Below are 21452 nucleotides of genomic sequence, written 5' to 3'. Positions count from 1 at the left end.
CCCTCCCCTTATTTTTTAGGAACTTGGTTAGGCAGACCAGTTACTTTGCCACCAGGAATAAAGCGTCGATGAGTCACATTACCTTGATCAACAATCCATTCAAAAACCCCACCAATTCCGTTATTGCTGCCTTCAATTTGTCGTAACTCTGACACCCTAACCACCTCGCCACCTGGTCCTTTGGTTGGTATCTCAAATCTAGCTGCATCACCAGCATAGTTATCAATTATGTCATTAAACCCGTGCTGTCCATCAGGAAGTTTATTTGCGCTCCCAACTCTTGGCCTTCCGATGACTGAGTTATCAACTACTCTCGCACCAGACGCAATGTGCCGACTGCTTTCATTAATCAGCCGAGACGCTTCAGCAAGGTTCCCTTTCTTCAGCGCTGTTTCAGCCGCTTTAATCGCCTTGCCCGCAGCATCCCCTACACCCGGGACGACACCTATGGTTGCGGCGAGATAATCCAGCGCGCTCTCCGCTTCCGCATAGCTCTTTATATCACCAATTACGGGTACAAAATCAGCCCCCGTCGACAGAGTACCTTTTAGGTGTTCCCGCCGCTCCTTGTACATCTTGACCGAGCAGGCATCCGAGCTTAACCCGGCGCAGTTCTGCTGCTTGTAGCGTTCGTTTTCTGCCTTGACATGCTCTTCGGCCACCATCTCCGGTGTCTTGCCTGCCGCCAATGCCTCAGCAATATCGCTCAGCGCGTTGTTTTCCGCGGCGTTCCTTCCCGCCTGGCCCGCTGCGACAGCATCTGCCAAGCCTCCGCCCGTTGCAGCACCTGCCAACCCTGATGCAAGCGTTGCCAACGCAGAGATGGTCTGTTTCTCTTCCTCACTCAGTTGATCCCGACTCTTGTCAGGGTAGATCCGAGCGGCGATCAACTCACCCGTAGCTGCACCGGCCGCACCCGCAGCCGCCGAGTTACCCTGGGCCTGCGCCACCACAGCGCCCAACACGGCATGGGCCATGACTCGGACGTTTTCGTTATTACCCGCTACTTTCTTGATAACCCCGGCCAGGTAAGGTGCCGACGCACCGGCAAGCGCACCACCGAGGTCGCCGCCCGCCAGCCCCTGCAAGGCAGCCGTAACGGCTTGGGTGACCTTTTGATAATCACCACTGGTGCCGTACTTACCCATGATGCGCTGGTAAGCCTCGGTGGCGACCAGTTGTTCCTGGTACGCCTTGACCGCCTCATCGCTTGCCCCTTTACCCGGCGCCGGGATGCCGCGTGCATCAAGTTCCGCACGCGCCTCCTTGTCGGCCTTCAGCTGCCCCTCGGTACGGACGATGTCCGATACCTGTGTGCCGATTTCACCAATCAGCTGCACCTGCTGCAGCCGCCGCTGTTCCTTCTCCTTGTCGAAGATCGGGCTGATGCTGTCGTTGGCATGCTCGACGTCGTGACTAAGGCTGGCCACATCCTGCTGCTGCCGGCCCGGGTCTCGGATTTCCAGCGTGCCCTCGGAAATGGCCGAAGCCGTGGTGCCGCTGGCACTGCCGCTGTGGTTGTAGGCGATCAACGTGCCGCTGGGCATGTTGCTGGTGAACCTGTCAGTACCACCATTGCCACCGCTGATGCTGGCACTGACCATCTGGCTCTTGAACTCCGCCTTGTTGGCGATAGCGCTCCAGCCCAAGGTGCCGGTGCTCAGGCGGTTCTTGTCGGCATCGGCGGTACTGGCAATGACGCTGCCGTCGAGCTGGGTGTGCTTGCCGACATCGACCTGATAACCGCCCTTGCCGGCGAACAGACCGGTCTGCTCCTGCACGCTCTGGTACTTGGAGTCGAGCTTGGTCTTGCTGACGCTGAGACTGCCGCTCGCCCCGCCAGTACCGATGATGGTGACGCTCAGCCCGCCGCTGACATTGGTCTGCTTGGACTTGTAGTTGTCGGTGTCCTGCAGGCTCTGCAGCGTCAGGTCACGCCCCACGTCGGCGGTGATCTTCGCGGCGTTGACCTGCGCGCCTTTGAGCGCGGTATCCCGCCCGCTGCGCAGGGTCGCCTCATTACCGGCGTCCAGGGTGGTTTCGGTCCAGGTCGTGCCGTTGCCTTTCTCGTTGCCGGCGCCCTTGTTGGCGTTGGCAAAGATGCTGAGGCCACCACCTTTGGGACCAACACCGATGCTGGCGCCAACAGCGCCGCCGCTGCTGCTGTTCTTGCCATCGAGCTTTTGCGTATTGGCCGCAGCCTCAAGATGGATGTCGCGTTCAGCGGACAACAGCAGGTCGTTGCCGGCCTTCAGTTGACTGCCTTGGACCCGGATGTCGCCGCCGCTGCCGGCCCCGTTGCCGGTGGCCACAATGCTCAGGTTGTTGCCACTGGTCAGGCTGCTGCCCTGGCTGACGGTCTGTTCCTGGGTCTGCCGTGAGCTCGACTTTTGCCCGCCCAGCGATACGGCGATGCCCACGAACTGGCCAGCATTGGCCGCCGTCATGCCGCCGTTCTGCTGGGCAGCCTGCCAGGCCTGGACACCGGTCAGGCCGGCCTTGATACCCTGAAGGGCAGAAAGCCGGCTGTCCTCTTCCTGGGTCGCTTGCCTGGTAATCTGGTAAGCGGTGTCGATGGCACTGCCAACCGTACCGGACAACGCCAGGGTCAAGCCGCTGCTCTTGCTCTTGGAGGTCTGCTCGCTGGTGTTGTGGTTTTCGGCAGCAACGATCTCGACGTTCTGCCCGACCAGGGTGATGTCCTTGCCGGCGATAACCTCCGACCCCTTGATACCGAGGTCCTTGCCCGCCTCGATGGTGACATTGCCCAGTACACTGCCAATGGTGCTGGCCTTGGCATTCTCACTGGTGCTGGTCGAGGTCTTTTCCAGGCTGGTCGAGCCCAACGTGAAGCCGATGCCACCGCTGCTGAGCAGGCCCGACTTCTTCTTCGAACTCGCGTGGCTCTGCTCGAACGTTTCGGTCGCGCTATCGATCTGCACGTTGCGGCCCGCCAGCAGGCTGGTGTCGTTGGTCGACACGATGCTGCTGCCCGACACGCCGATATCCTGCCCGGCGCGAACGACCACCGTGTCACCACTGACCGATGAGCCTTGCTGAGTGATGGCCGTCGAACTGTCGATGCGGGTCTTCTGGCTGCTGGATAGCCCGGAGTGGCTGGTCTTGGTCTTGCGGTAGTAGCTGTAGTCGCTGTTCTCCTGCGCGACCAGCTGCACATCGCCGCCAGCGTAAAGGTATGCCTCATCGCCTGCAGTCACGCGGCTGGCGCTCAGGGCAAGGTCGTCTCCGGCCTTCAATGCCACATTGCCGCCAGCCACCACGGTGCTGCCCACCTGCTGGACATGGTCCTCCTGGCTGGTGACTTTCCGGGTCTTGCTCGCCGAGTGCTGCTCGTTGGTGGCCGCTGCCAGTTGCAGATCGCCCGTCGCCGCCATCGCCACATCCCGCTTGGCCTCGATTGCACTGGCCACTGCGCTGATATCGCGCCCGGCGCTGACAATCAGGTCACGCCCGGCCTGCACGCTCGAGCCGTTCTGGGTCACGCTGCTGTCGGTGTGGCGTACGCCGCGGTCGTTGACCACGACCTGCTCGACCGAGGTCAGCTTCACATCGCGACCAGCCTTCAGGCTGGTGTCGGCAGCGCTGCTGAGCACGCCGCCGTGGTTGCTCAGGTCGCGCCCGGCGTTGATCGCCAGGTTGTTCGCGGCCTCCACGCGGGCGGCGTTATCGACGAAGTCGCGCTGCTGGGCGTAGCTGCCGTTGCTGCTCTGGTGCGAGGTCAGGGTGCGTTCGTTGATCACGTCCTGTACGGCGGACAGGCTGACGTCCCGCCCGGCGATGATGCCACCGGCCTTGTTCACCAGGTTGTTGCCAGCCAGCAGGTCGAGGCGGTTGCCAGCCTCGACCAGGCCGCTGTTGACCAGGTTGTTGCCGGCCTTGGCCGAGAGGTTGTTGCTGGCGCGCAGGGTGCCGACGTTGTCGAGGTTCTGGCCGGCGATCAGGTTGACATCGTTGCCGGCGATCAGCGCGCCGTTGGGGGCCAGGCGATTGTTGCCGTGCGCCAGGTAGAGCACCGGCACCAGCACCTGCTCGCCGTTCACCTCGGCGCTTTCCAGCCAGACGATGTCATGGGTCAGCGCCGCCACCTGTTCGGAGGTGAGGCTCACGCCCACTGCCAGGTTGAGCTGTTGCTTGCTCTGGATGGCATTGTCCATCAGGTACTTGAACAGCTGTTCGTCAGTGTTCTGGCCATCGATGTAGCGTTGCCCGGTACGGGCGAGCACGGCCTGCTGGATCAGTTTCTGCTCGTAGAAGCCATCGCCCAGGCGCTTGGCGCTTTCGTCCGGGTTGTAGCCAAGGTTCGCCAGCAGGTAGTCGGAACTCATGAACTGCTTGAGGTCGGTGAGCACCGGGTTGGTTTCGATCAGGTACTTGTGCGGGTTGCTGCGCACGCTGCTGTCGGGCAGGCCTTGTACGCGCTCGAGGGTGAGCGGGCCCTGGCCATTGAGCGTGGAGGCCTGGCTGATGCCGTCGTCCACGGCCGAGCGACCTGGCAGCGCGGGGCCGCCCACGTTGCCAGGCAGGCTGGTGTCGACGACGCTGGCATTGCCGGCGACGTTCGCCTGCGTGCGGTCGGCAGTGTTCAGGGTGGTGCCGCTAGCGGTTGCCTGTTCGGCAGCACCGATGCTGAGCGTACGCCCCTGGGCCAGCGGCAACGGCTGCTGGCGCTGCGCCACACTCAGGCTCGCGCCGCCCATGCTCCAGCTTTGCGGGCCGCTGGCGGGTGTGCTGCCCGCCTCGCTGCTCAGGCGGAACAGGCCGTTCTGCCCGCTGGGCAGGCTGAAACCGGGCAGCGCCAGCGGGTTGACCTGCTGCTGGGCCAGGTCTGGCGGCAACTGCTGGTTGAGGGTGATGCGGGTGGAGAATGCCGTGCCAGGTGCCGTGGTATCGGTACGCGCACCGCTGCCGATGTAGGCGTAGCCTGGGCGCACGACGCTGTTGTCGATGCCATTGCCGGCGCTGATGCTCACTGCGCCATTGGCCTGCATCACGGCGGCGTAGCTCTGGTCGCCAGCCGCCAGTTTGCGGGTGCTGCCCAGGCTCACCAGCTCCGCTTCGGTCATGCCGATGAACCTGGCCAGGTCGGCTTGCAGGCCGCCCAGGTTGTCAGGGTTGTAACCGGGGCTTTCATACCAGTATTTGCTGGTGATCGAGCTGGCGAGCTGGTACCAGGCACCGGCGTTGCGGGTGCGCTCGGAACGGAAAATGCGCGTGGTTTCGGTCTCGCCGGTTTCCACACCGCTGTTGGTCAGGTTGCCGACCGTGGCTACCAGGTTGCCAGCAGCGCCGATGGTGCTGCTGCTGTTGAGCAAGTCGCCGCCGTGGATGGTCAGGTTGCCGCCGGTGGTGATGCTGGAGGCGGCGCTGGCGTCGAGCACCTCGAACTTGTCACGCTGGACGATTTCCCACACGTGGTTGCGCTTGCCACCGCAGTCGCCGGCGTTATAGCCCTCGATGCAGGCCACCTCGCCGACGCGGGCCGTGTAGATGCCCTTGTCCTCGGTCTGCAGCACCGCCCGTACGTTGTGAATGGTGCTCGCCGCCAGGCTCATCGACAGGTCGCTCTGCAGCGAGCCGGAACGGTTGACGATGCTGCTGGCCAGGCCACCCTGGCCGTCGCGGTCGATGGTCAGGCTGCCCAGGCTGTAGACGTCGGCATAGCTGTTGCTCAGGCTGGCGACCCGCAGGCCCATGTCCTTGCCGCTGAAGATCAGGCCGTGGTCGCTGTTGACCAGGGCGCCAGTGGTCACGCTCAGCGCTTCGCCAGCCCCCAGGGTACCCTGGTTGTTGACGCCGCCCGCGCCGAGGTTGAGCCCGCCAGCAGAGGTCAGGCGCCCGGCATTGTTCAGCTGCCCGGCTACCGAGACGCTGGTGGCGCCACCGCCGGCAATGCTGCCGGCGCTGCCCAGGTTCACCTGTGCGGCGCTGAGGCCGAGGGTGCCACGGCTGCTCAGGCGGCCATTGCCGGCATAGGTGCCGCCAAGGTTGAGGCTGAGGCTGCCGTCACTGGCGATCAGGCCGTCGTTGCTCCAGTCGCTGCCGCTGCCGACCAGCGCTTCGCTGGCCAGCAACTGGCCGTTGGCGGTCTGGCTGAAGTTGCCGACATTGAGCGTCAGGCGCCCGGCCTGGATGACGTTGCTATTGCTCCAGCTGCCAGCGTTGAGGGTCAGGCCGCCGCGGGTGACGATACTGCCGCCGGCGCCGGTGACGTTAGCGGTGCTGATGTCGAAGTTGCCACTGCCGACGTGCAGCAGGCTGCCGCCGGCATTGAGGAAACTGCCAATGTCGAGGCCGAGGTCACTGTTTGCGGTTTCCAAGCTGCCGTTGCGGTTGTCGAATTGCCCACCAAGCTGCAGGCGGGTAGCACCGCCGCTGCCCAGGGCGCGCAGCTGGCCGGTCTGGTTGTCGAGGCTGGCCGCCTTGATCGCCAGGGTGCTGTCACTTTCGATGATGCCCAGGCGGTTGTTCAGTGCCCCGCTGAGGTCGAGGTCGATGCGTCGGCCGGCGATCTGCCCATCGTTGTCGCCGCTGTTGTCGAAATTGCCACCGCTGACCTTGACCAGCCCCTGGGCGTAGAGGCCACCGTTGCGATTGTCGAAATCGCCGGTGGTGACCAGGGCGTCGCCGGCCTGTGCCGCAATCCGCCCGCCATAGTTGTCGATGCCCCCCTGCACCTTGAGGTCGAGGGCCTGGGCCTGGGTGATGCCACCCTGGCGGTTGTTGGCCTGGTCGTAACCGTTGCTCAGCACACCGCGCAGGTCGGCGGCCAACGTGCCGTGCAGGCTGGACAGCACGCCGCCACGGTTGTTCAGGTTGCCGGCGCTGACATCGAGGTCGCCAGCGTCGGCGAGGATGCGGCCACTCTGGTTGTCGATATCACCGCTGGCCAGGCGCAAGGCGCCCTGGCTCTGCAGGGTGCCCTTGGCATTGTCCAGGCTGGCGGCGCGCACATCGGCACCGCCGTTCTGGCTGTAGATCAGGCCATCGGCGCTGTTCAGCAGTTGGCCGTCAACGGCCAGGGTCAACTGCTGGTTGGCGGCCAGGGTGCCACGGTTGCGGTTGTCCAGGCTGGCGGCGAACAGGCTCAGCAGGCCCTGGCTGGCGATCTGCCCAGCCTGGTTGTCGATCTGCGTGGCGTTGTCGATGCGCAGGGGGCCGGCGCTGGCGAGCTTGCCGTGGTTGTTGCCAAGGGCACCGAGCAGCTTGAGGGTAACGGCGGCGTTGCCGATCAGGCTGCCGGCGCTGTTGTCCAGGCTGCCGGCATTCACTTCGAGCGCCTGCCCGGCACTGATGCTGCCGCTGCCATTGCCCAGGGCCATGGCATTCAGGGTCAGGGCCGCGGCGCTGTCGATCAAGCCACCCTGGGCGTTGTTCAGCAGGCCGCTGACGGTCAGGCGCTGCCCACCCGCACTGGAAAGGATGCCGGCGCCACTGTTGTCCAGGCTCGCCGCTGTCACGTTCAAGGCTTGCTGGCTGACCAAGGCGCCACCGGCGCTGTTCAGCAAGTCGCCGCTGACTTGGGCGTCCAGCGCGCCGTTGCGGCTGGACAAGGTGCCCTGCTGGCGATTGTCCAGGCTACCCAGGTTGACACCCAGGCCCTGCCAGCCCGAAACCAGCCCGCCCTGGTTGTTCAGGTGCCGGGCGGTAACATTCAGTTGGCCACTGCTGATCAGTTTGCCGGCGCTGTTGTCCAGGTTGCGGCCGGCCAGGCCGAGGTCTTGCCGGGTGGAAATCTCACCACTGCGGTTGCTCAGGTCGCGCAGGTGATCGAGGGTCAGCGCACCGGCGGTGGTGATCAGGCCACTGTCGTTGTTCAGGTCGCCCGTGGCACTGCCGAAGTCGACACGAATGGCGTTGCCCAGCAGCGAGCCCGCCTGGTTATTTACGGAACGGGCGGCGATAGCCAGCAGGCCGGCGGCGCTGATCAGGCCTTGCTGTCCATTGCTCAGGCCATCGGCCAGTTGCAGGCCGAGGTCGCCACGGCTGGTCAGCGTGCCGCCGCTGTTGTCCAGGCTGGCAGCGCGGGCATCGAGCGACGCGGCGGCGATCAGGCCCTTGATGTTGCCCAGGGCCTGGTCGATGCGCAGCATCAGCGACTGGTTGCTCAGTACCTTGCCGTTGCTGTTGTCCAGGCTGCGGGCCGCCAGGGTGAAGGCCTGCGCCGAGGAGATTTCGCCGCCCTGGTTGTTCACCCCGTCAAGGTTCTTGAGCACCAGCAACGGTGCGTTGAGCAGGCCCTGGCGGTTGTCCAGCAGGCCATGGTTGAGGTCGAGGGTCAGCGCGCTGTTGCTGAACAACTGGCCGCCTTGCTGATCAAGGCCGCTGGCGTTGATGTCGAGCGCGCCGTCACTGGCGATGCGCCCGGCGTCGCGGTTGTCCAACTGCCCGGTGACCAGGCCCAGGCTGGCGGCGCTGTCGATACGGCCTTGGCGGCTGTTATCGAGGCTGTTGGCGCGAAGGGTGGCTGGCCCTTTGGCACTGATGGTGCCCTGGTCGCTGTTGCCAACCTGGGCCGCGCTGAGGTGCAGCGCGGCATCGGTGACCAGTTCGCCAGCCTGGTTGAGCACGTTGCCGGTGTGCTTGAGGGTCAAGTCACCGGCACTGGTAACACTCCCGGCGCGGTTGTCGAGCTGGTGGCTCGCCAGGCCAAGGGTGCCCTCGGCGCTGATCAGGCCCTGGCGGTTGTCCAGCGTGCCTTGCAGCGTTGCATCGAGGGCCTTGTGGCTGAGCAGCAGGCCGCCGGCGTTGTCCAGGCTGTTGCCGGTCAAGCCCAGGCCGGCCTTGCCCGAGAGCACACCCTTGCTGCGGTTGATCACTTGCGCGACGGCCATCTGCAGCTTGCCGTCGGCCAGCACCTTGCCGCCCTCACTGTTGTCCAGGCGTTCGCCGCCCAGGGTCACGTTTGCCTTGCTGGACAGCTCGCCGCCGCGGTTGTCCACGGCCTTGACCTGCACTTCGAGGCCTTGGCTCGCGCCCACCAGGCCAGCCTGGCGGTTGTCCAGTACCTCACCGCCGAGCTTGAGGGTGGTGGCGGCAACCAGCACGCCCGCCTGGTTGTCGAGCTTGCCGACCCGGGCCTGCAACGCGCCACCTGCCGACACCTGCCCCTGCTGGTTGACCAGGCTGGCGGCCTGCAGCTCCAGCTGCTGGTCGGCGATCAACGTACCGCCCTCGTTGAGCAGCTCACCGTCCACCGCCACGACCTGGCCGGCACGGCTGCTGATCAGGCCTTGGCTGTTGTCCAGGCTGCCGCTGTGCAGGCCCAGGCCATCGGCCGATACCAGGCCCTTGAGGTTGTTCAGCAACTGCTCGATGCGCAGGGTCAGGCCCTGCTCGGCGATCAACCGGCCATGGCTGTTGTCCAGGCTGCGCGCGGCCACGGTGAAGGCCTGGGCGCTGGAGATCTCGCCCTGTTGATTATCCACCTCGGCAAGGTTGTTCAGCACCAGCAGAGGGGCGTTGATCAGGCCCTGGCGGTTGCGCAGCTGGCCGTGGTTCAGGTCGAGGGTCAAGGCGCTTTTGCTGAACAGCTGGCCACCGTCCTGGGCCAGCCCGGTAACGCTGGCGACCAGGGCCTTTTCACTGGCGATGCGGCTGCCCTGGCCGTTGTTGAGCTGGCCGGTTTTCAGGTCGAGGCGATCACCGCTGAGCAGCTGTGCGCCTTGGCCGTTGTCGAAGGCCCCGGTGTCGAGCCTGGCCGCGCCCTTGCTGCTGAGCAGGCCGGCCGCGCCGTTATCGAGACTGCCGCTGGTGAGGGCCAACCCGGCATCGGTGGTGATCGAGCCGCTGCGGTTGCGCAGTGCGCCTGCGCTGGCCAGGGTCAGGTCGGCTGCGCTGGAGAGCTTGCCACTGCTGTTGTCCAGGCTACCGACCGTGGCGCCCAGGCGCCCTTCGGCAGTGATCAGCCCCTGCTGGTTGGCCAGCCCGCCCGCCAAGCCAATGTCCAGGTCGCCGCCACTGACCAGGCGCCCGAGGCTGTTGTCCAGTTGCTGGCCAACGAGGGTCAGCGGGCCCGCAGCAGACAGCAGGCCCAGGTTACGGTTGATCAGCTCGGCCATCTGCAGTTGCAGATTGCTACCGGCAAGGACCTTGCCACTGTCGCTGTTGTCCAGACGGCTGCCTTGCAGCGTCACGCCTTTGCTGGTGGAGATCTCCCCGCCACGGTTGTCGATGTCGGCAACATTCAGCTGCAACGTGCTGGTACCACCGACCAGGCCGTTGCTGCGGTTGTCGAGGCTGGTGCCGGTGAGCAGCAGGTCGCCCTGCGCGACCAGTTCGCCACCCTGGTTGATGATGCGACCAAGCTGGGCCACCAGCGCGCGCTGGCTGGAAACCCTGCCGCCGCTGTTGTCCAGGCTGGCGCCCTCCAGGCGAAGCGGCCCGGCGGCGCTGAGCAGGCCGCCACGGTTGTCCAGCTGCGTGCCCTTGTAGCTGAACGCCGCCAGGCTGTTCAGCAGCCCTTGCTGGCGATTGTCCAGCTGGTCGACCTCCAGCCGCGCCTCCTGGCCGGCGCGCAGCTTGCCGGTGCGGTTGTCGAGTTTACCGGCGTGCAGGTCGAGGCCACCCTTGACGTTGATCTCGCCTTGCTGGTTGTCCAGCAGCCCGGCGACCCGCGCAGCCAGGCCAGCATCGCCAACCAGGCTGCCACCCTGGCGGTTGTCGAGGCTGCCGGCCTGCAGGTCGATCGCCCCGCCAGAGCCGAGCAAGCCCTGGCGATTGTCCAAGGCGTTGTCCAGGGCCACCTGCAGCGCGCCATCAGCACTCACCTGCCCAGCCTGGTTGTCCAGGCTGCCGCCCTTGAGGCTGGTGGTGCCGACGCTGGAAATCTCGCCGGCCTGGTTGTTGCTGGCACCTGCCACCTGCAGTACCAGGTTGGCACGACTGGTCAGGGTACCTTGATGGTTGTCCAGGCTGGCCGCACGTACCTCGACGCCGCTTGCAGAAACCAGGCCGCCTGTATTGTTCAGCGCCTGTTCCAGCTGCACGGTCAGGTTCTGGTTGCCGAGCAGTTTGCCGAGGCTGTTGTCGAGGCTGCGGGCCACCAGTGCAAAGGCCTGGGCGCTGGAAATCTCGCCCTGGCGGTTATCCACGCTGCCGAGATTCGCCAGGGTCAGGCGCGGCGCATTGATCAGGCCGCCCTGGTTGTTCAGCTGGCCCTTGTTCAGGTCCAGGCTCAGTTCGCTGGCACTGGTCAGGCGGCCGCCATTGCGCTGGTCGAGCCCGGTGACACTGGCGCGCAGCGCCTGGTTGCTGGCGATGCGTCCGCCATCACTGTTGTTCACCTGGCCAGCCTCGAGGCTGAGGGTCTGCAGGCTGGTGAGCTGGCCGCCACGGTTATCCACCGCAGCATTGGCCGTCAGGCCAAGGTGCTGGCCAGCGCGCAACGTGCCGGCGGTATTGTCCAGCTGGCCGACCTTGGCGTTCACGGTCACGCCGTCGATCAGCCCGCCCTGACCATTGAGCAGGCCGGTAGCGGTGAGGTCGGCCTGGCCGCCGGCCACCAGCCTGCCGGCATTGCGATTGTCGAGGGTGGCGGCGCTGGCGCTCAGCTGCCGCTGGGCAGCGAGGGTGCCACCCTGGTTGTTCAGGCTTTGCCGCGCCGTGACATTCAGGTCGCGGCTGGCCACCACGGTGTGACCATGGTTGTCCACCTGCGCGGCGTTCAGGCGCACGTCGCCGGTGGTATTGCGGCTATTGTCGGCGTTGACGCCCGCTTCGATGATGCCCTGGTTGCTCAGGCGGCCACCGCTGTCGAGGCTGATGCGCTGCCCGGCAGCAAGGGCCTGGCGGTTGTTCAGGTCGCCCTGGGTGCGCACCTGCAGTGCATTGCCGGCATACACCGTGCCCTGAGCATCGAGCTGGCCGGCCTTGATCGCCACCGAGCCGTTGGCTGCAGTGGCCTCGGCCAGGCGCAGCTGGCCGTTGGCATCGAGCTGGATGTCGCCGCCGCTGGCAATCAGCTTGCCGTCCAGCTTCACCCCCACGCCGGCCTCGGTGCCCACCAGCTTGATGGTGTTGGCGTACATGCCGCCCAATGCCGAGGAGTCAATGGCCAACTGCGGGGCCTGAGCCGGGTCGGCGCTACGGGCAGTGGCGGCCAGGCTGTGTGCATCCACGTCGTTGCTGCCGGCCACCAGCGCCAGCTGGCGGGCCTGGATCTCGGCATTGATCCTGGCGCTGCGGGTAATGATTTCGAATTGGTCGACGTTGCTGGCGTTGAGCCCGGCACCTTCGATGGCGACACTGCCCTGTTCCACCTGGTAGCGCTGCAGTTGCCCGTTCTCGATCACCGGCTTGCCGGTGGTCAGCGTGGCCTTCGGCGTGTTGATGAAACCGCAGCCGTTGCAGGTGACGCCATAAGGGTTGGCGACGATGACATGGGCCGAGCGCCCGGCCACCTCGGTGTAGCCCTTGAGCTGGCTCGGGTTGCCACCATTGACCTCGTTGAGGATGGTGCTCGCCGCACGGCCGCCGAGGTTGCTGTTGCCGAGAATGATCCCGCCCAGCTGGGTGGCTTGGGTGCGGCCGGTGGCGTTGTTGAGGATGACGCCTTGCTGGCCGACGTTGTAGTCACTGAACTTGTTGTGCGACAGGCCGGCAGCGCTGGGCGCAGCGATATTGACGATGGGCACGCCATTGCCGGCCTGGCCGAGTTGGGTGCCGCTGCCGTTGACCACGATGCCGTCGGCCATGGCCACCAGCGGCTGCCAGAACATCATGTTGGCCAGCATGAAAGCCAGCCCACGCTTGGACAAGCCCCAGAAGGTCTGGCGTGGTTGCAGGGCAGCCGAAGGCTGGCGGGCCAGGAAGGCGAATTGACGAACGTCCATGTCGGTACTCGGGAAAAACGGTGTTAAAGGAAGAAGTCCAGGCGGAAGTAGACCGGCGTTTCCCGCGCCTCGATGGCGGCGGGGCGCTCGAGCGAGTGGGCGAAGGTCACGCTGGCGGACAGGTGCTTGCCGCGGGCGAACAGCTCGACTGCATCGCTGGACAGCCGGCCGCTTTGCCCGCTGTTGTAGCGATCATGGCGAATGGCACCGACGTCGTAGGCCAGGCCCAGGCCATACTCGGTCAGCACCGGCCGCAACCAGTCCCAGGCCACCGGCCGGCTCCAGCGCACATCGTTGCGCCAGTAGTAGCCACTGTCGCCATTGAGGCTCTGGTCCTTGTAACCACGGATCGACGACTGGCTGCCCAGGCTCATGCGTTGCGGGCTGAACAGCAGGTCTTCGCTGCGTTGGCCGGTGACCAGGCTGCTGAACACCAGCTGCTCACCCCATAGCGTGAACGGCTGCAGGTAGCTGACCGTGGCGGTGTACTTGCGGTAGCGGGCGTTGGGCTGGCGCTTGCCGGTGGTGCTGCGCTGGTCTTCGCGCTGGGCATCGAAGGCGCCGATGCCGTCCTGCATGCCCAGGTCGAAGTTGACGAAGGCGTTGCCGAGACGCCGCCCGTGGTTGATGCCGAACTGCGCTTCACTCAGGCGGTTGCTGCTGGTGTCCAGCTTGCTGTCTTCGATGAAGTTGTTGGTGCGCAGGTAACTCAGGCCGGTGTTGAGCGAGGTCTTGCTTTGGGCATCGCGGTGGATCACCCGTTCCAGGCGCAGCTGGTGGTTCTGGCTGTCACCGGTCTGCTTGAAATTGAACCCCGAAGCCTCGCCCAGCGAGCGGTACTCGCTCTGGCTATAGCTGTAGCTGAGGTTCCACCAGCCGAACGGCAGGTTGTAGTAGAGCATGGCGCTGTGCGAGGTTTTCTGGTGGTCGCTGATGGCATCGTGACTGCCACGCAGCATCAGCTGGTCGGCCAGGCCCAACGGGCTGTCCCATTCCAGGCTGCTGCCCCACTGCTGCTCACCGGTACTGCGCTGGCCGTCGTTGCTGCGCGACAGGCCCACGCGCCAAGGCTTTTGTGGGCTATTGCGCACGACCACCTCGCTGCCACCCACCGCTTTGCCCGGGGTCAACTCCATTTGCGCCTGGTTGGAAGGCAGGCGGTTGAGCTGATCGACCATTTGCTCGATCTGGCGCAGGTCCAGCAGGTCGCCAGCCCGGCCAGGAAAGCTCATGCCCAGTTCGCGCGCCGACAGCTTGCTGCCTGCTGCCGGTTTCAGGCCTTCCAGGCGGCCCTCCACCACGATGACTCTCAGGTGGCCGCTGGACAGGTCCTGCTGGGGCAGGTAGGCGCGGCTGGTGACCAGGCCTTTGCCAAGGTAGAGGTCGGTGATGTCCTTGAGCAGCGCGTTCAGCTGCGCGACACCCAGGCACTGGCCGAGATAGGGTTTGAGCAGGCGCTCGCGCTCCGAGGAAGACAGCGCATCGGCGCCGTCCAGCACGATATCGCTGATCGGAAAACATCGGCTGTCGACGGGCTTGGCCGGCGCGGCCGTTTCGGCGCCTTTGCCAGGCAGCTCCTTCAACTGTTCCAGACGCCGTTGCTGCTCTTCCAGCAGGCGGTTCTGGCGCTCACGAATCAGGTCCTGGTCGCCGGGTGTGCCCATCGGCGCTGCACTGGCGGCACCCACGAAAATGGCCAACAGGGCGCATGCGAGCCGGCCAACGGCACACGGGCGCAGGGAGGGGGAAAGCATGTTCGATCCTTCGAAAGCAAAGCGGTAGGGCAAAAACGGCCGATGATGCTATTAGGCTTGCAATCTGATATCAACCAGACATCGACGCATGGCATGACTTTCCTGTTCCAGGGTTTTACCTGCAGCCGCAAGCCGTTCGAGCCGGTAAGATGAGCAACCTTTTGAAAAAATGCGGGTTCCCATGTCCCACGACGCACCCATAGGCCCGGGCCGGCCCAAGGACCTGGCCAAGCGCGAGGCGATTCTCGAGGCAGCCAAGGCGCTGTTCCTCAGCCTTGGTTATGCCAACACCAGCATGGATGCGGTCGCTGCGGCGGCAGGTGTTTCAAAACTCACCGTGTACAGCCACTTCACCGACAAGCAGACCTTGTTCTGCTCGGCGGTCATGGCCACTTGTCAGTTGCAGCTGCCCGACCTGCTGTTCGAATACCCCGAGGGGGCAGCGGTGGAAGAGGTGTTGTTGACTATCGCCCGCGGTTTCCAGGCGCTGGTCAGCAGCGATGAAGCCGTGAAGCTGTGCCGCCTGATCATGGCCCAGGGCAGCCTGGACCCCAGCTTCGGCGAGTATTTCTATGAGGCCGGGCCCAAGCGCGTACTGGCCGGGATGGAAGCGCTGCTGCGCGGGGCGCATGAGCGCGGGCTGCTACGTGTCGACAACCCGCGGCGCGCGGCGGAGCATTTCTTCTGCCTGGTCAAGGGCGCGCCGGACTACCGCTTGCTGCTGGGCTGTGCGGGGCCGCTGGAGGGCGACGAGGCCGAGGCTCATGTGCGCGAGGTGGTCGGGGTGTTCTTGCGGGCGTTTCGCCCCTGATACCCAGCGCAGCGGCCTGGTCGCGAAGGGCTGCTAAGCAGCCCCGGCTGTGTTTGTGGCGAAGCTGTAGACCGGGGGCCGCTGCGCGCCCCATCGCGACGCAAGGCCGCTCTTACAGGGGTATTGCAGCCCTTGGGTTCAGGCCTTCAGCGCCTTCTTCGGGTAAATGTCGTACCGGCTCGACTTACCCTCCAGGCTGTGGCTCGGCTTCGGCCCGTCGATGATCGGCGCCTTGCGCGGGCGCTTCACCACCACCCGGTGGCTGGCCAGCGCCAGTGCCGCTTCGAGCAGGGCCGGGGCGTCCAGGTCGTCGCCCACCAGTGGCCGGAACACGCGCATTTCCTTCTTCACCAAGGCGCTCTTGTCGCGGTGCGGGAACATCGGGTCGAGGTAGATCACCTGCGGCGCCTCCCCTTCCCAGGCACGCATGCGCTCGATGGCATTACCGGTCAGCAGGCGCATACGGCCGACGATCGGCGCCACCTCTTCATCGGCCCGGGCCCGCGCCAGGCCGTCCTCCAGCAGCGCGGCAATCAGTGGCTGGCGTTCGATCAGGGTCATCTGGCAACCCAGGCTGGCCAGCACGAAGGCGTCCTTGCCCAGACCGGCGGTGGCATCGAGTACCTGCGGCCGTACCCCCTGGGCAATACCCACGGCCTTGGCGATCATCTGCCCGGTGCCACCGCCAAACTGGCGCCGGTGCGCAGCCTGGCCCTCGACGAAGTCCACCCGTACCGGGCCCGGGGCCTGCGGGCCCAACTGCTGGATCTGCAGGCCATCGACGCCGACCTGCACGGCAAAGCCGGCGGCCTCGTCGTGCAGCGGCAAGCCGAGGCGTTCGGCCCACACCGCAGCTTGCGCCTCGAATTCCGCCGACAGTGCCTCGACCCGGATACCTGTGCCCTGCTCTTCCATCATTCACACCTGAAAATTGAACCCAGCCATTAAGGTATCGGCCATCACGGCCGATACAGGCAATATTCCGCTATTCTGCCAGAGCACAACGCGCGCGACTGCCATGACAGATACTCTTCCCATCGGCCTGACCTACCTGTCGCCTGTCGGCAACTACAGTCAGCACAATACCCAGGCACTCGGGGGCGTCAGCCACCTGTGGCAGGATTTTTTTGCCCGGGCCATGGCCGAGCAGCAGGATGAGCCAGCGGATAGCGTCAGCCAGTCGTTCGTCCGCTACGACCAGGACAGCGGCGAACCCATCGGTGGCGCCCGCGCCCTGGCGCTGATCGACGCCCAGCGGGCCTGCCCGGTGCATGACACCGTGGTGGCACCGCCCGAGCCGTTGTTCCTGCCCAAGGCCGAACTCGAAGCCAACCTGCTGCCGCCCGCTCCCGAGCCATTCAGCGCGGTCGAACTGATCGAGCAGCAGCGTCAGCTGGATATCAGCAACAGCTGGCTACGCCCGGTGGTGATGAGCCAGGGCCAGCCGCTTGCCGAACCAGGCCCGGGCCCTGCCCCGCGGCCGTTGTTCCTGCCCATCGCCGAATTCGAGACCGACCTGCTGGACCCGGCGCCTGAACCGTTCGACGACAGCACCCTGGCCAAACAGCAGACCGATCTGGCGTTCGACCTGCACTGGGCGCGCCCGGTGGTGCTGAACAACGTGCGCGTACACGCCTGAGCGCCCGAGGCTAACGGCACACCTGCCAGCGCCCCATGTCCAGGTGAAAGTGGTCACGATGCGCCGCGTTGTAGTCTGGCCCCAATACCGTGCTGAAACTGTCGCAGGCCGCCTGCTGTAGCTCGCGCAGGAAGTCCGCCTTGCGCCCGCCCGCCTGCCAGTTACGCGCCAGCACGATACGCTGACCATCCTGCAGGCGAAAACCGCTGATATCCAGGGCGTTGGCCGTGGCGTGCTGGCTCAGGCTGCCCTGCTTGCGATGATACAGGTTGCGGCAGGCGAAACTGCCCAGGTGATCGACCTGCGTCACCGGCTGGCCCAACACCCGCTGCGCCACCGGCTGCAAGCCGTGCTGCTCGAACAGCGCGTAGGCCACTGCCAGCGGGCAACTGGCGAGGAAGCTGCTACTCAGCCGCGCCTGGCCGCCTTCGATGCGCCATACGTTGTGCAGCGGGCAGTCGGCCGACGCTGGGCTGTCGGCTTGCGCGCGGTAGCGCAGGCGGCTGGTTGCCAGCGCCTGGCGACACAGCAGCGGGTCATCCCGCAGGCGTGACAGCTTGTACGGCGTCAGCAGGTTGGGCGGCTGGCGCACGTCCAGCGGAGCCCAGGGGTTCCACACCGACGGTAGCCGCCAGCCCAACTGCCAGGCCAGGCCGGCCAGCGCCAGCAGGCCGACCAGCAGCGCCAGCGCTGCCCTCATCAGCGGCGGAACAGCTCGTTGAGCTGGGCGAACGGCAAGGCCTGCTCAGCGTAGGCGAACGTGCCCTCTTCGCGAATTTCCAGCGCGGCCCGGTGGAAAGCCCCCAGCGCGGCGCGGGCCAGCGACGAGCCGACACTGATACGGCGCACACCGAGGTCCTGCAGCTGGTTGACGCTCAGCGGCACGCCTGCCATGCCCATCAGCACGTTCACCGGCCGTGGCGCAACGGCTTGTACCACCGCACGGATTTCCTCGACAGTGCGCAGCCCGGGCGCATAGAGCACATCGGCGCCGGCTTCGGCATAAGCCTGCAGGCGTTGGATGGTGTCGTCCAGGTCCAGGCGGCCGTGCAACAGGTTCTCGGCGCGGGCGCACAGGGTGAACGGGAACGGCAGGCTACGCGCGGCTTGCACGGCTGCGCGCACACGTTCTACTGCCAGCCCGAGGTCATAGATCGGCATATCGCTACGGCCACTGGCATCTTCGATGGAACCGCCCACCAGGCCCACTTCGGCAGCGCGCAGAATGGCCTGGGCGCAATCTTCCGGCAGGTCGCCGAAGCCGTTTTCAAGGTCCGCCGCCACTGGCAATGCCGTGGCGTCGACGATTTCGCCGGCATTGCTCAGCGTATCGTCCAGGCTCAAGGCGCCTTCGGCATCGGGCCGGCCCAGGCTGAAAGCCAGGCCGGCACTGGTGGTCGCCAGCGCTTCGAAGCCCAGGCTGGCCAGCAGCTTGGCAGCGCCGGCATCCCAGGGGTTGGGGATGACGAAAGCGCTGTCACGCTCATGCAAAGCCTTGAAGGCTTCGGCTCGCAGGGTTTGCACATCCATGGTTCAACCTCCGGCAGTCAGGGAGTGCTCATAGTAGCCCCAGTTGTTCGACCTCGGGCGCACGCGGCAATTCCGGTAGCGCGGCAAGGCCTGGCAGGCGGCGCATCAGGCGCTGGTGAAAATGCTGGGCCAGGGCAGCAGCCAGGCGGTTGTCCGAAGTGTGCAGGAACACGTAGGGGCTGCGGCCCTCCTCGATCCAGCTGGCCACCTTGGCCACCCAGGGGGTGAGAAACGCCTCGTTGGCCTCCAGCTGCGGATGGCCGATGAAGCGCACCTGGGGGTGCTGGCTGAACGCTGCGGGGCGTGGCGGTACCTTGGGCTTTTTCGCCTGCGCGTGCAGTACCGCCGGGTCGCGCGAGGTGCAACTGAACAGCGCACGCGGGTCCAGGCAAATGCGCTCCACGCCACGCTCGTGCAGCAGGCGGTTGAGTAGCCGCTCTTCTTCACCTTTGGCAAAGAAAGCCTGATGGCGCACTTCCACCGCCACCGGCACCCCAGCTTGATCGAGAAACTGGCAAAGCTCACCCAGCCGTGCGGGGCCAAACTGCGCTGGCAACTGCAGCCAGTACGGCGATACACGCTGGCCCAACGGGGCCATCAGGCGGGTGAAGTCGCAGGCAGGCTCCAGCTGCTCACGCAGGTCGCTGGCGTGGCTGATATCCCGGGGAAACTTGGCGGTGAAGCGAAAATGTGCGGGCATGACCTGCGCCCAGCGGGCGATGGTGCCGGGGGCCGGGCGTGCATAGAAGGTGGTATTGCCCTCGACCGCGTTGAACACCTGGCTGTACAAGCCAAGCATTTCATTGCTGTTGGCATCGGCGGGGTACAGGTAGTCACGCCAGGCGTTTTCGCTCCAGGACGGACAACCGAGAAAATAAGGCAGGGGGGATGGCGTCATCCCTCAAATGTACAGGTCCAGCCCCAGTACATCCATGTCCCAGTCGGTAAAACCGGCAGTACTCAGGTAGCTGGCCAGCGCCGTGGCGGTGCGACGGTCGCGGGCACGGGGGAAGATCATGTCCTGCTGGCGGGCCGGCAGGCCACCGCTACGGCGGCGTGCAGTGGCTTCCTGCGGGGTGGCTTCTGCCTCCTCGACCAGCTCGGCATCTTCGATGGCCTCGTCACGCACTGCAGCCTTGCGTGGCGTGCGCTTGAGCGGGTAGGACTGCGGGGTAAAACCGTCGATACGCATGGCATCAGCACTCAGGATCGATGATGGCAATTTAGCAGCATCAGGAATCCATCGCTAATGCTCGAGTGATAACTGGACCACAGATCGCGCAAAAGGTTTTCGGCTGTCGGCGCTAACCGACGAACAGCACTCAGAATTTTTTCGGCGTCGCCACGTTGTCGCGCAGGTACACCGGTTGCGCCTGGTCGGCGGCAATCGCCTCCCCGCGCGCCCAGGCGAAGCTGGCCAGGCTGAGAATATCCACGGCATTGGGCAAGGCAACGGCATTGCTCGCCGCCACTTGCGCTGCCAGGCGCTCGGCATAGCCCCAGCCGGTACCGGCACCGAACCACTCGCCAGTGCTGCCCACCGGCAGCGCCACCTGCTCGGGTGGCAACACCGCTTCGTGGCCGACCAGGCGCATTTCGCCCGCCGTAGCCTGGTAGCAACCCCAGTACACCTCGTCCATGCGCGCATCGATGGCGGCAGCCACCTGCTGCACGCCTTGCTCGCGCAAGGCGCCCTGGGCCAGCGCGGCCAGGTTGGACACCGGCAACACCGGGCGCTGCAGGGCGAAGGCCAGGCCCTGGACCACGCCAATGGCGATACGCACACCGGTAAACGCACCCGGGCCGCGGCCAAAGGCAATGGCATCCAGCGCATTCAGGGCCACGCCAGCGTCAGCCAGCAACTGCTTGATCATCGGCAGCAGCTTCTGCGCATGCATGCGCGGGATCACCTCGTAATGGCTGGTTACCTTGCCGTCATGCAGCAGCGCGACGGAACAGGCTTCGGTGGCGGTATCCAGGGCCAGCAGGGTGGTCATCGAACAGGTATCCAGGTGCGAAGAAAAAAGAGCGGCAGTATAGAACAGTGGCGGCGTCGTGTCCCTAAAGGGCCGCCGTGCGGCCTCAGCCGAAAACGACCACGGCCCGCAAGCGGGCCGTGGTCGGGTGCGACAGGCGCTGATCAGCTCAGGGCTGCCAGGACCTTGGCGGTGATGGCTTCGACCGAACCGACGCCTTCGATGTGGCTGTACTTCGGCTTGCCGCCATTGGCAGCCGACAGCTTCTGGTAGAAGTCCACCAGCGGCTTGGTCTGGCTGTGGTAGACCGACAGGCGATGGCGAACGGTTTCTTCCTTGTCGTCGTCGCGCTGGATCAGCTCTTCGCCAGTCTCGTCGTCCTTGCCTTCCACCTTCGGCGGGTTGTACTGGATGTGGTAGGTGCGGCCCGAGGCCAGGTGCACGCGACGGCCAGCCATGCGGCCGACGATTTCCTCGTCGTCCACGGCGATTTCGACCACGGCGTCGATGTCGACACCGGCAGCGACCATGGCTTCGGCCTGCGGGATGGTACGTGGGAAGCCGTCGAACAGGCAGCCCTTGGCGCAATCAGGCTGGGCGATGCGCTCCTTGACCAGGCTGATGATCAACTCGTCGGAGACCAGCTGGCCGGCATCCATGACTTTCTTCAGTTCCAGGCCCAGCGGGGTACCGGCCTTGACGGCGGCACGCAGCATGTCACCGGTGGAAATCTGGGGGATACCGAACTTTTCGGTGATGAACTTTGCCTGAGTACCTTTACCGGCCCCGGGAGCTCCCAGCAGAATTACGCGCATCTCGTGCTCCTCAAATTTTTTTATGAAATTCAATGGATTCGGCGACCAGGGCCAAGTCCGGAAAATCGGGTATGAC

Annotated in this window: 11 protein-coding genes; 2 read left to right on the top strand and 9 right to left on the bottom strand. The window is 65.3% G+C overall.

Annotation, left to right across the window (positions count from 1 at the left end; genetic code table 11):
* Positions 1 to 8 precede the first annotated feature (8 nt).
* Both ACJA3S_RS05615 and ACJA3S_RS05610 read right to left on the bottom strand, forming a co-directional pair.
* Positions 9 to 12851 (bottom strand): hemagglutinin repeat-containing protein, encoded by a 12843-nt coding sequence (locus ACJA3S_RS05615; RefSeq protein WP_406821111.1) that lies wholly within the window; start codon positions 12849 to 12851, stop codon positions 9 to 11.
* A 23-nt stretch (positions 12852 to 12874) separates the two neighbouring features.
* Complete coding sequence (locus tag ACJA3S_RS05610) at positions 12875 to 14605, bottom strand: ShlB/FhaC/HecB family hemolysin secretion/activation protein (RefSeq protein WP_406821110.1); 1731 nt, start codon at positions 14603 to 14605, stop codon at positions 12875 to 12877.
* A gap of 169 nt (positions 14606 to 14774) precedes the next feature.
* Between ACJA3S_RS05610 and ACJA3S_RS05605 the strand changes: the two genes are divergently transcribed.
* Positions 14775 to 15416, top strand: a complete 642-nt coding sequence (locus ACJA3S_RS05605; protein ID WP_170028593.1) for a TetR/AcrR family transcriptional regulator — start codon at positions 14775 to 14777, stop codon at positions 15414 to 15416.
* Positions 15417 to 15554: 138 nt separating this feature from the next.
* Here the strand turns inward: ACJA3S_RS05605 and ACJA3S_RS05600 are convergent, their stop codons facing one another.
* Positions 15555 to 16331, bottom strand: a complete 777-nt coding sequence (locus ACJA3S_RS05600) for a class I SAM-dependent methyltransferase (RefSeq protein WP_200626752.1) — start codon at positions 16329 to 16331, stop codon at positions 15555 to 15557.
* A 103-nt stretch (positions 16332 to 16434) separates the two neighbouring features.
* Between ACJA3S_RS05600 and ACJA3S_RS05595 the strand changes: the two genes are divergently transcribed.
* Complete coding sequence (locus ACJA3S_RS05595) at positions 16435 to 17055, top strand: energy transducer TonB (RefSeq protein WP_406821109.1); 621 nt, start codon at positions 16435 to 16437, stop codon at positions 17053 to 17055.
* 10 nt (positions 17056 to 17065) lie between these two features.
* On the opposite strand, the gene ACJA3S_RS05590 is transcribed toward ACJA3S_RS05595, so the two are convergent.
* From ACJA3S_RS05590 to adk, 6 genes are all read right to left on the bottom strand, one after another.
* Positions 17066 to 17755 carry an extensin family protein gene (locus ACJA3S_RS05590; protein ID WP_406821108.1) on the bottom strand — a complete coding sequence of 230 codons (690 nt, stop codon included), beginning with the start codon at positions 17753 to 17755 and terminating at the stop codon, positions 17066 to 17068.
* On the bottom strand, positions 17755 to 18585 hold the full coding sequence (locus ACJA3S_RS05585) for an oxaloacetate decarboxylase (protein ID WP_406821107.1): 831 nt from the start codon (positions 18583 to 18585) through the stop codon (positions 17755 to 17757). The genes ACJA3S_RS05590 and ACJA3S_RS05585 overlap by 1 nt, the downstream gene beginning before the upstream one ends.
* A 28-nt stretch (positions 18586 to 18613) precedes the next feature.
* Positions 18614 to 19483, bottom strand: coding sequence for a DUF72 domain-containing protein (locus ACJA3S_RS05580; RefSeq protein WP_406821106.1), 870 nt, complete (start codon positions 19481 to 19483; stop codon positions 18614 to 18616).
* A 3-nt stretch (positions 19484 to 19486) separates the two neighbouring features.
* Positions 19487 to 19777 (bottom strand): hypothetical protein, encoded by a 291-nt coding sequence (locus tag ACJA3S_RS05575; RefSeq protein ID WP_406821105.1) that lies wholly within the window; start codon positions 19775 to 19777, stop codon positions 19487 to 19489.
* 130 nt (positions 19778 to 19907) lie between these two features.
* Positions 19908 to 20582 carry a tRNA (adenosine(37)-N6)-threonylcarbamoyltransferase complex dimerization subunit type 1 TsaB gene (gene tsaB / locus ACJA3S_RS05570; RefSeq protein ID WP_406821104.1) on the bottom strand — a complete coding sequence of 225 codons (675 nt, stop codon included), beginning with the start codon at positions 20580 to 20582 and terminating at the stop codon, positions 19908 to 19910.
* A 143-nt stretch (positions 20583 to 20725) separates the two neighbouring features.
* Positions 20726 to 21376, bottom strand: coding sequence for an adenylate kinase (gene adk, locus ACJA3S_RS05565; protein WP_170028579.1), 651 nt, complete (start codon positions 21374 to 21376; stop codon positions 20726 to 20728).
* Positions 21377 to 21452: the final 76 nt, after the last annotated feature.

The sequence above is a fragment of the Pseudomonas sp. KnCO4 genome, assembly GCF_045344305.1.
Lineage (GTDB): Bacteria > Pseudomonadota > Gammaproteobacteria > Pseudomonadales > Pseudomonadaceae > Aquipseudomonas > Aquipseudomonas anuradhapurensis.
The sequence above is the reverse complement of the archived record's forward strand: the minus strand, read 5'-3'. Positions and strand labels throughout refer to the sequence as shown.

Excerpts from the sequence above, each read along its gene's own strand:
- ACJA3S_RS05615 (WP_406821111.1), bottom strand. The coding sequence starts at position 12,851 with ATGGACGTTCGTCAATTCGCCTTCCTGGCCCGCCAGCCTTCGGCTGCC.
- ACJA3S_RS05610 (WP_406821110.1), bottom strand. The coding sequence starts at position 14,605 with ATGCTTTCCCCCTCCCTGCGCCCGTGTGCCGTTGGCCGGCTCGCATGC.
- ACJA3S_RS05605 (WP_170028593.1), top strand. The coding sequence starts at position 14,775 with ATGCGGGTTCCCATGTCCCACGACGCACCCATAGGCCCGGGCCGGCCC.
- ACJA3S_RS05600 (WP_200626752.1), bottom strand. The coding sequence starts at position 16,331 with ATGGAAGAGCAGGGCACAGGTATCCGGGTCGAGGCACTGTCGGCGGAA.
- ACJA3S_RS05595 (WP_406821109.1), top strand. The coding sequence starts at position 16,435 with ATGACAGATACTCTTCCCATCGGCCTGACCTACCTGTCGCCTGTCGGC.
- ACJA3S_RS05590 (WP_406821108.1), bottom strand. The coding sequence starts at position 17,755 with ATGAGGGCAGCGCTGGCGCTGCTGGTCGGCCTGCTGGCGCTGGCCGGC.
- ACJA3S_RS05585 (WP_406821107.1), bottom strand. The coding sequence starts at position 18,585 with ATGGATGTGCAAACCCTGCGAGCCGAAGCCTTCAAGGCTTTGCATGAG.
- ACJA3S_RS05580 (WP_406821106.1), bottom strand. The coding sequence starts at position 19,483 with ATGACGCCATCCCCCCTGCCTTATTTTCTCGGTTGTCCGTCCTGGAGC.
- ACJA3S_RS05575 (WP_406821105.1), bottom strand. The coding sequence starts at position 19,777 with ATGCGTATCGACGGTTTTACCCCGCAGTCCTACCCGCTCAAGCGCACG.
- tsaB (WP_406821104.1), bottom strand. The coding sequence starts at position 20,582 with ATGACCACCCTGCTGGCCCTGGATACCGCCACCGAAGCCTGTTCCGTC.
- adk (WP_170028579.1), bottom strand. The coding sequence starts at position 21,376 with ATGCGCGTAATTCTGCTGGGAGCTCCCGGGGCCGGTAAAGGTACTCAG.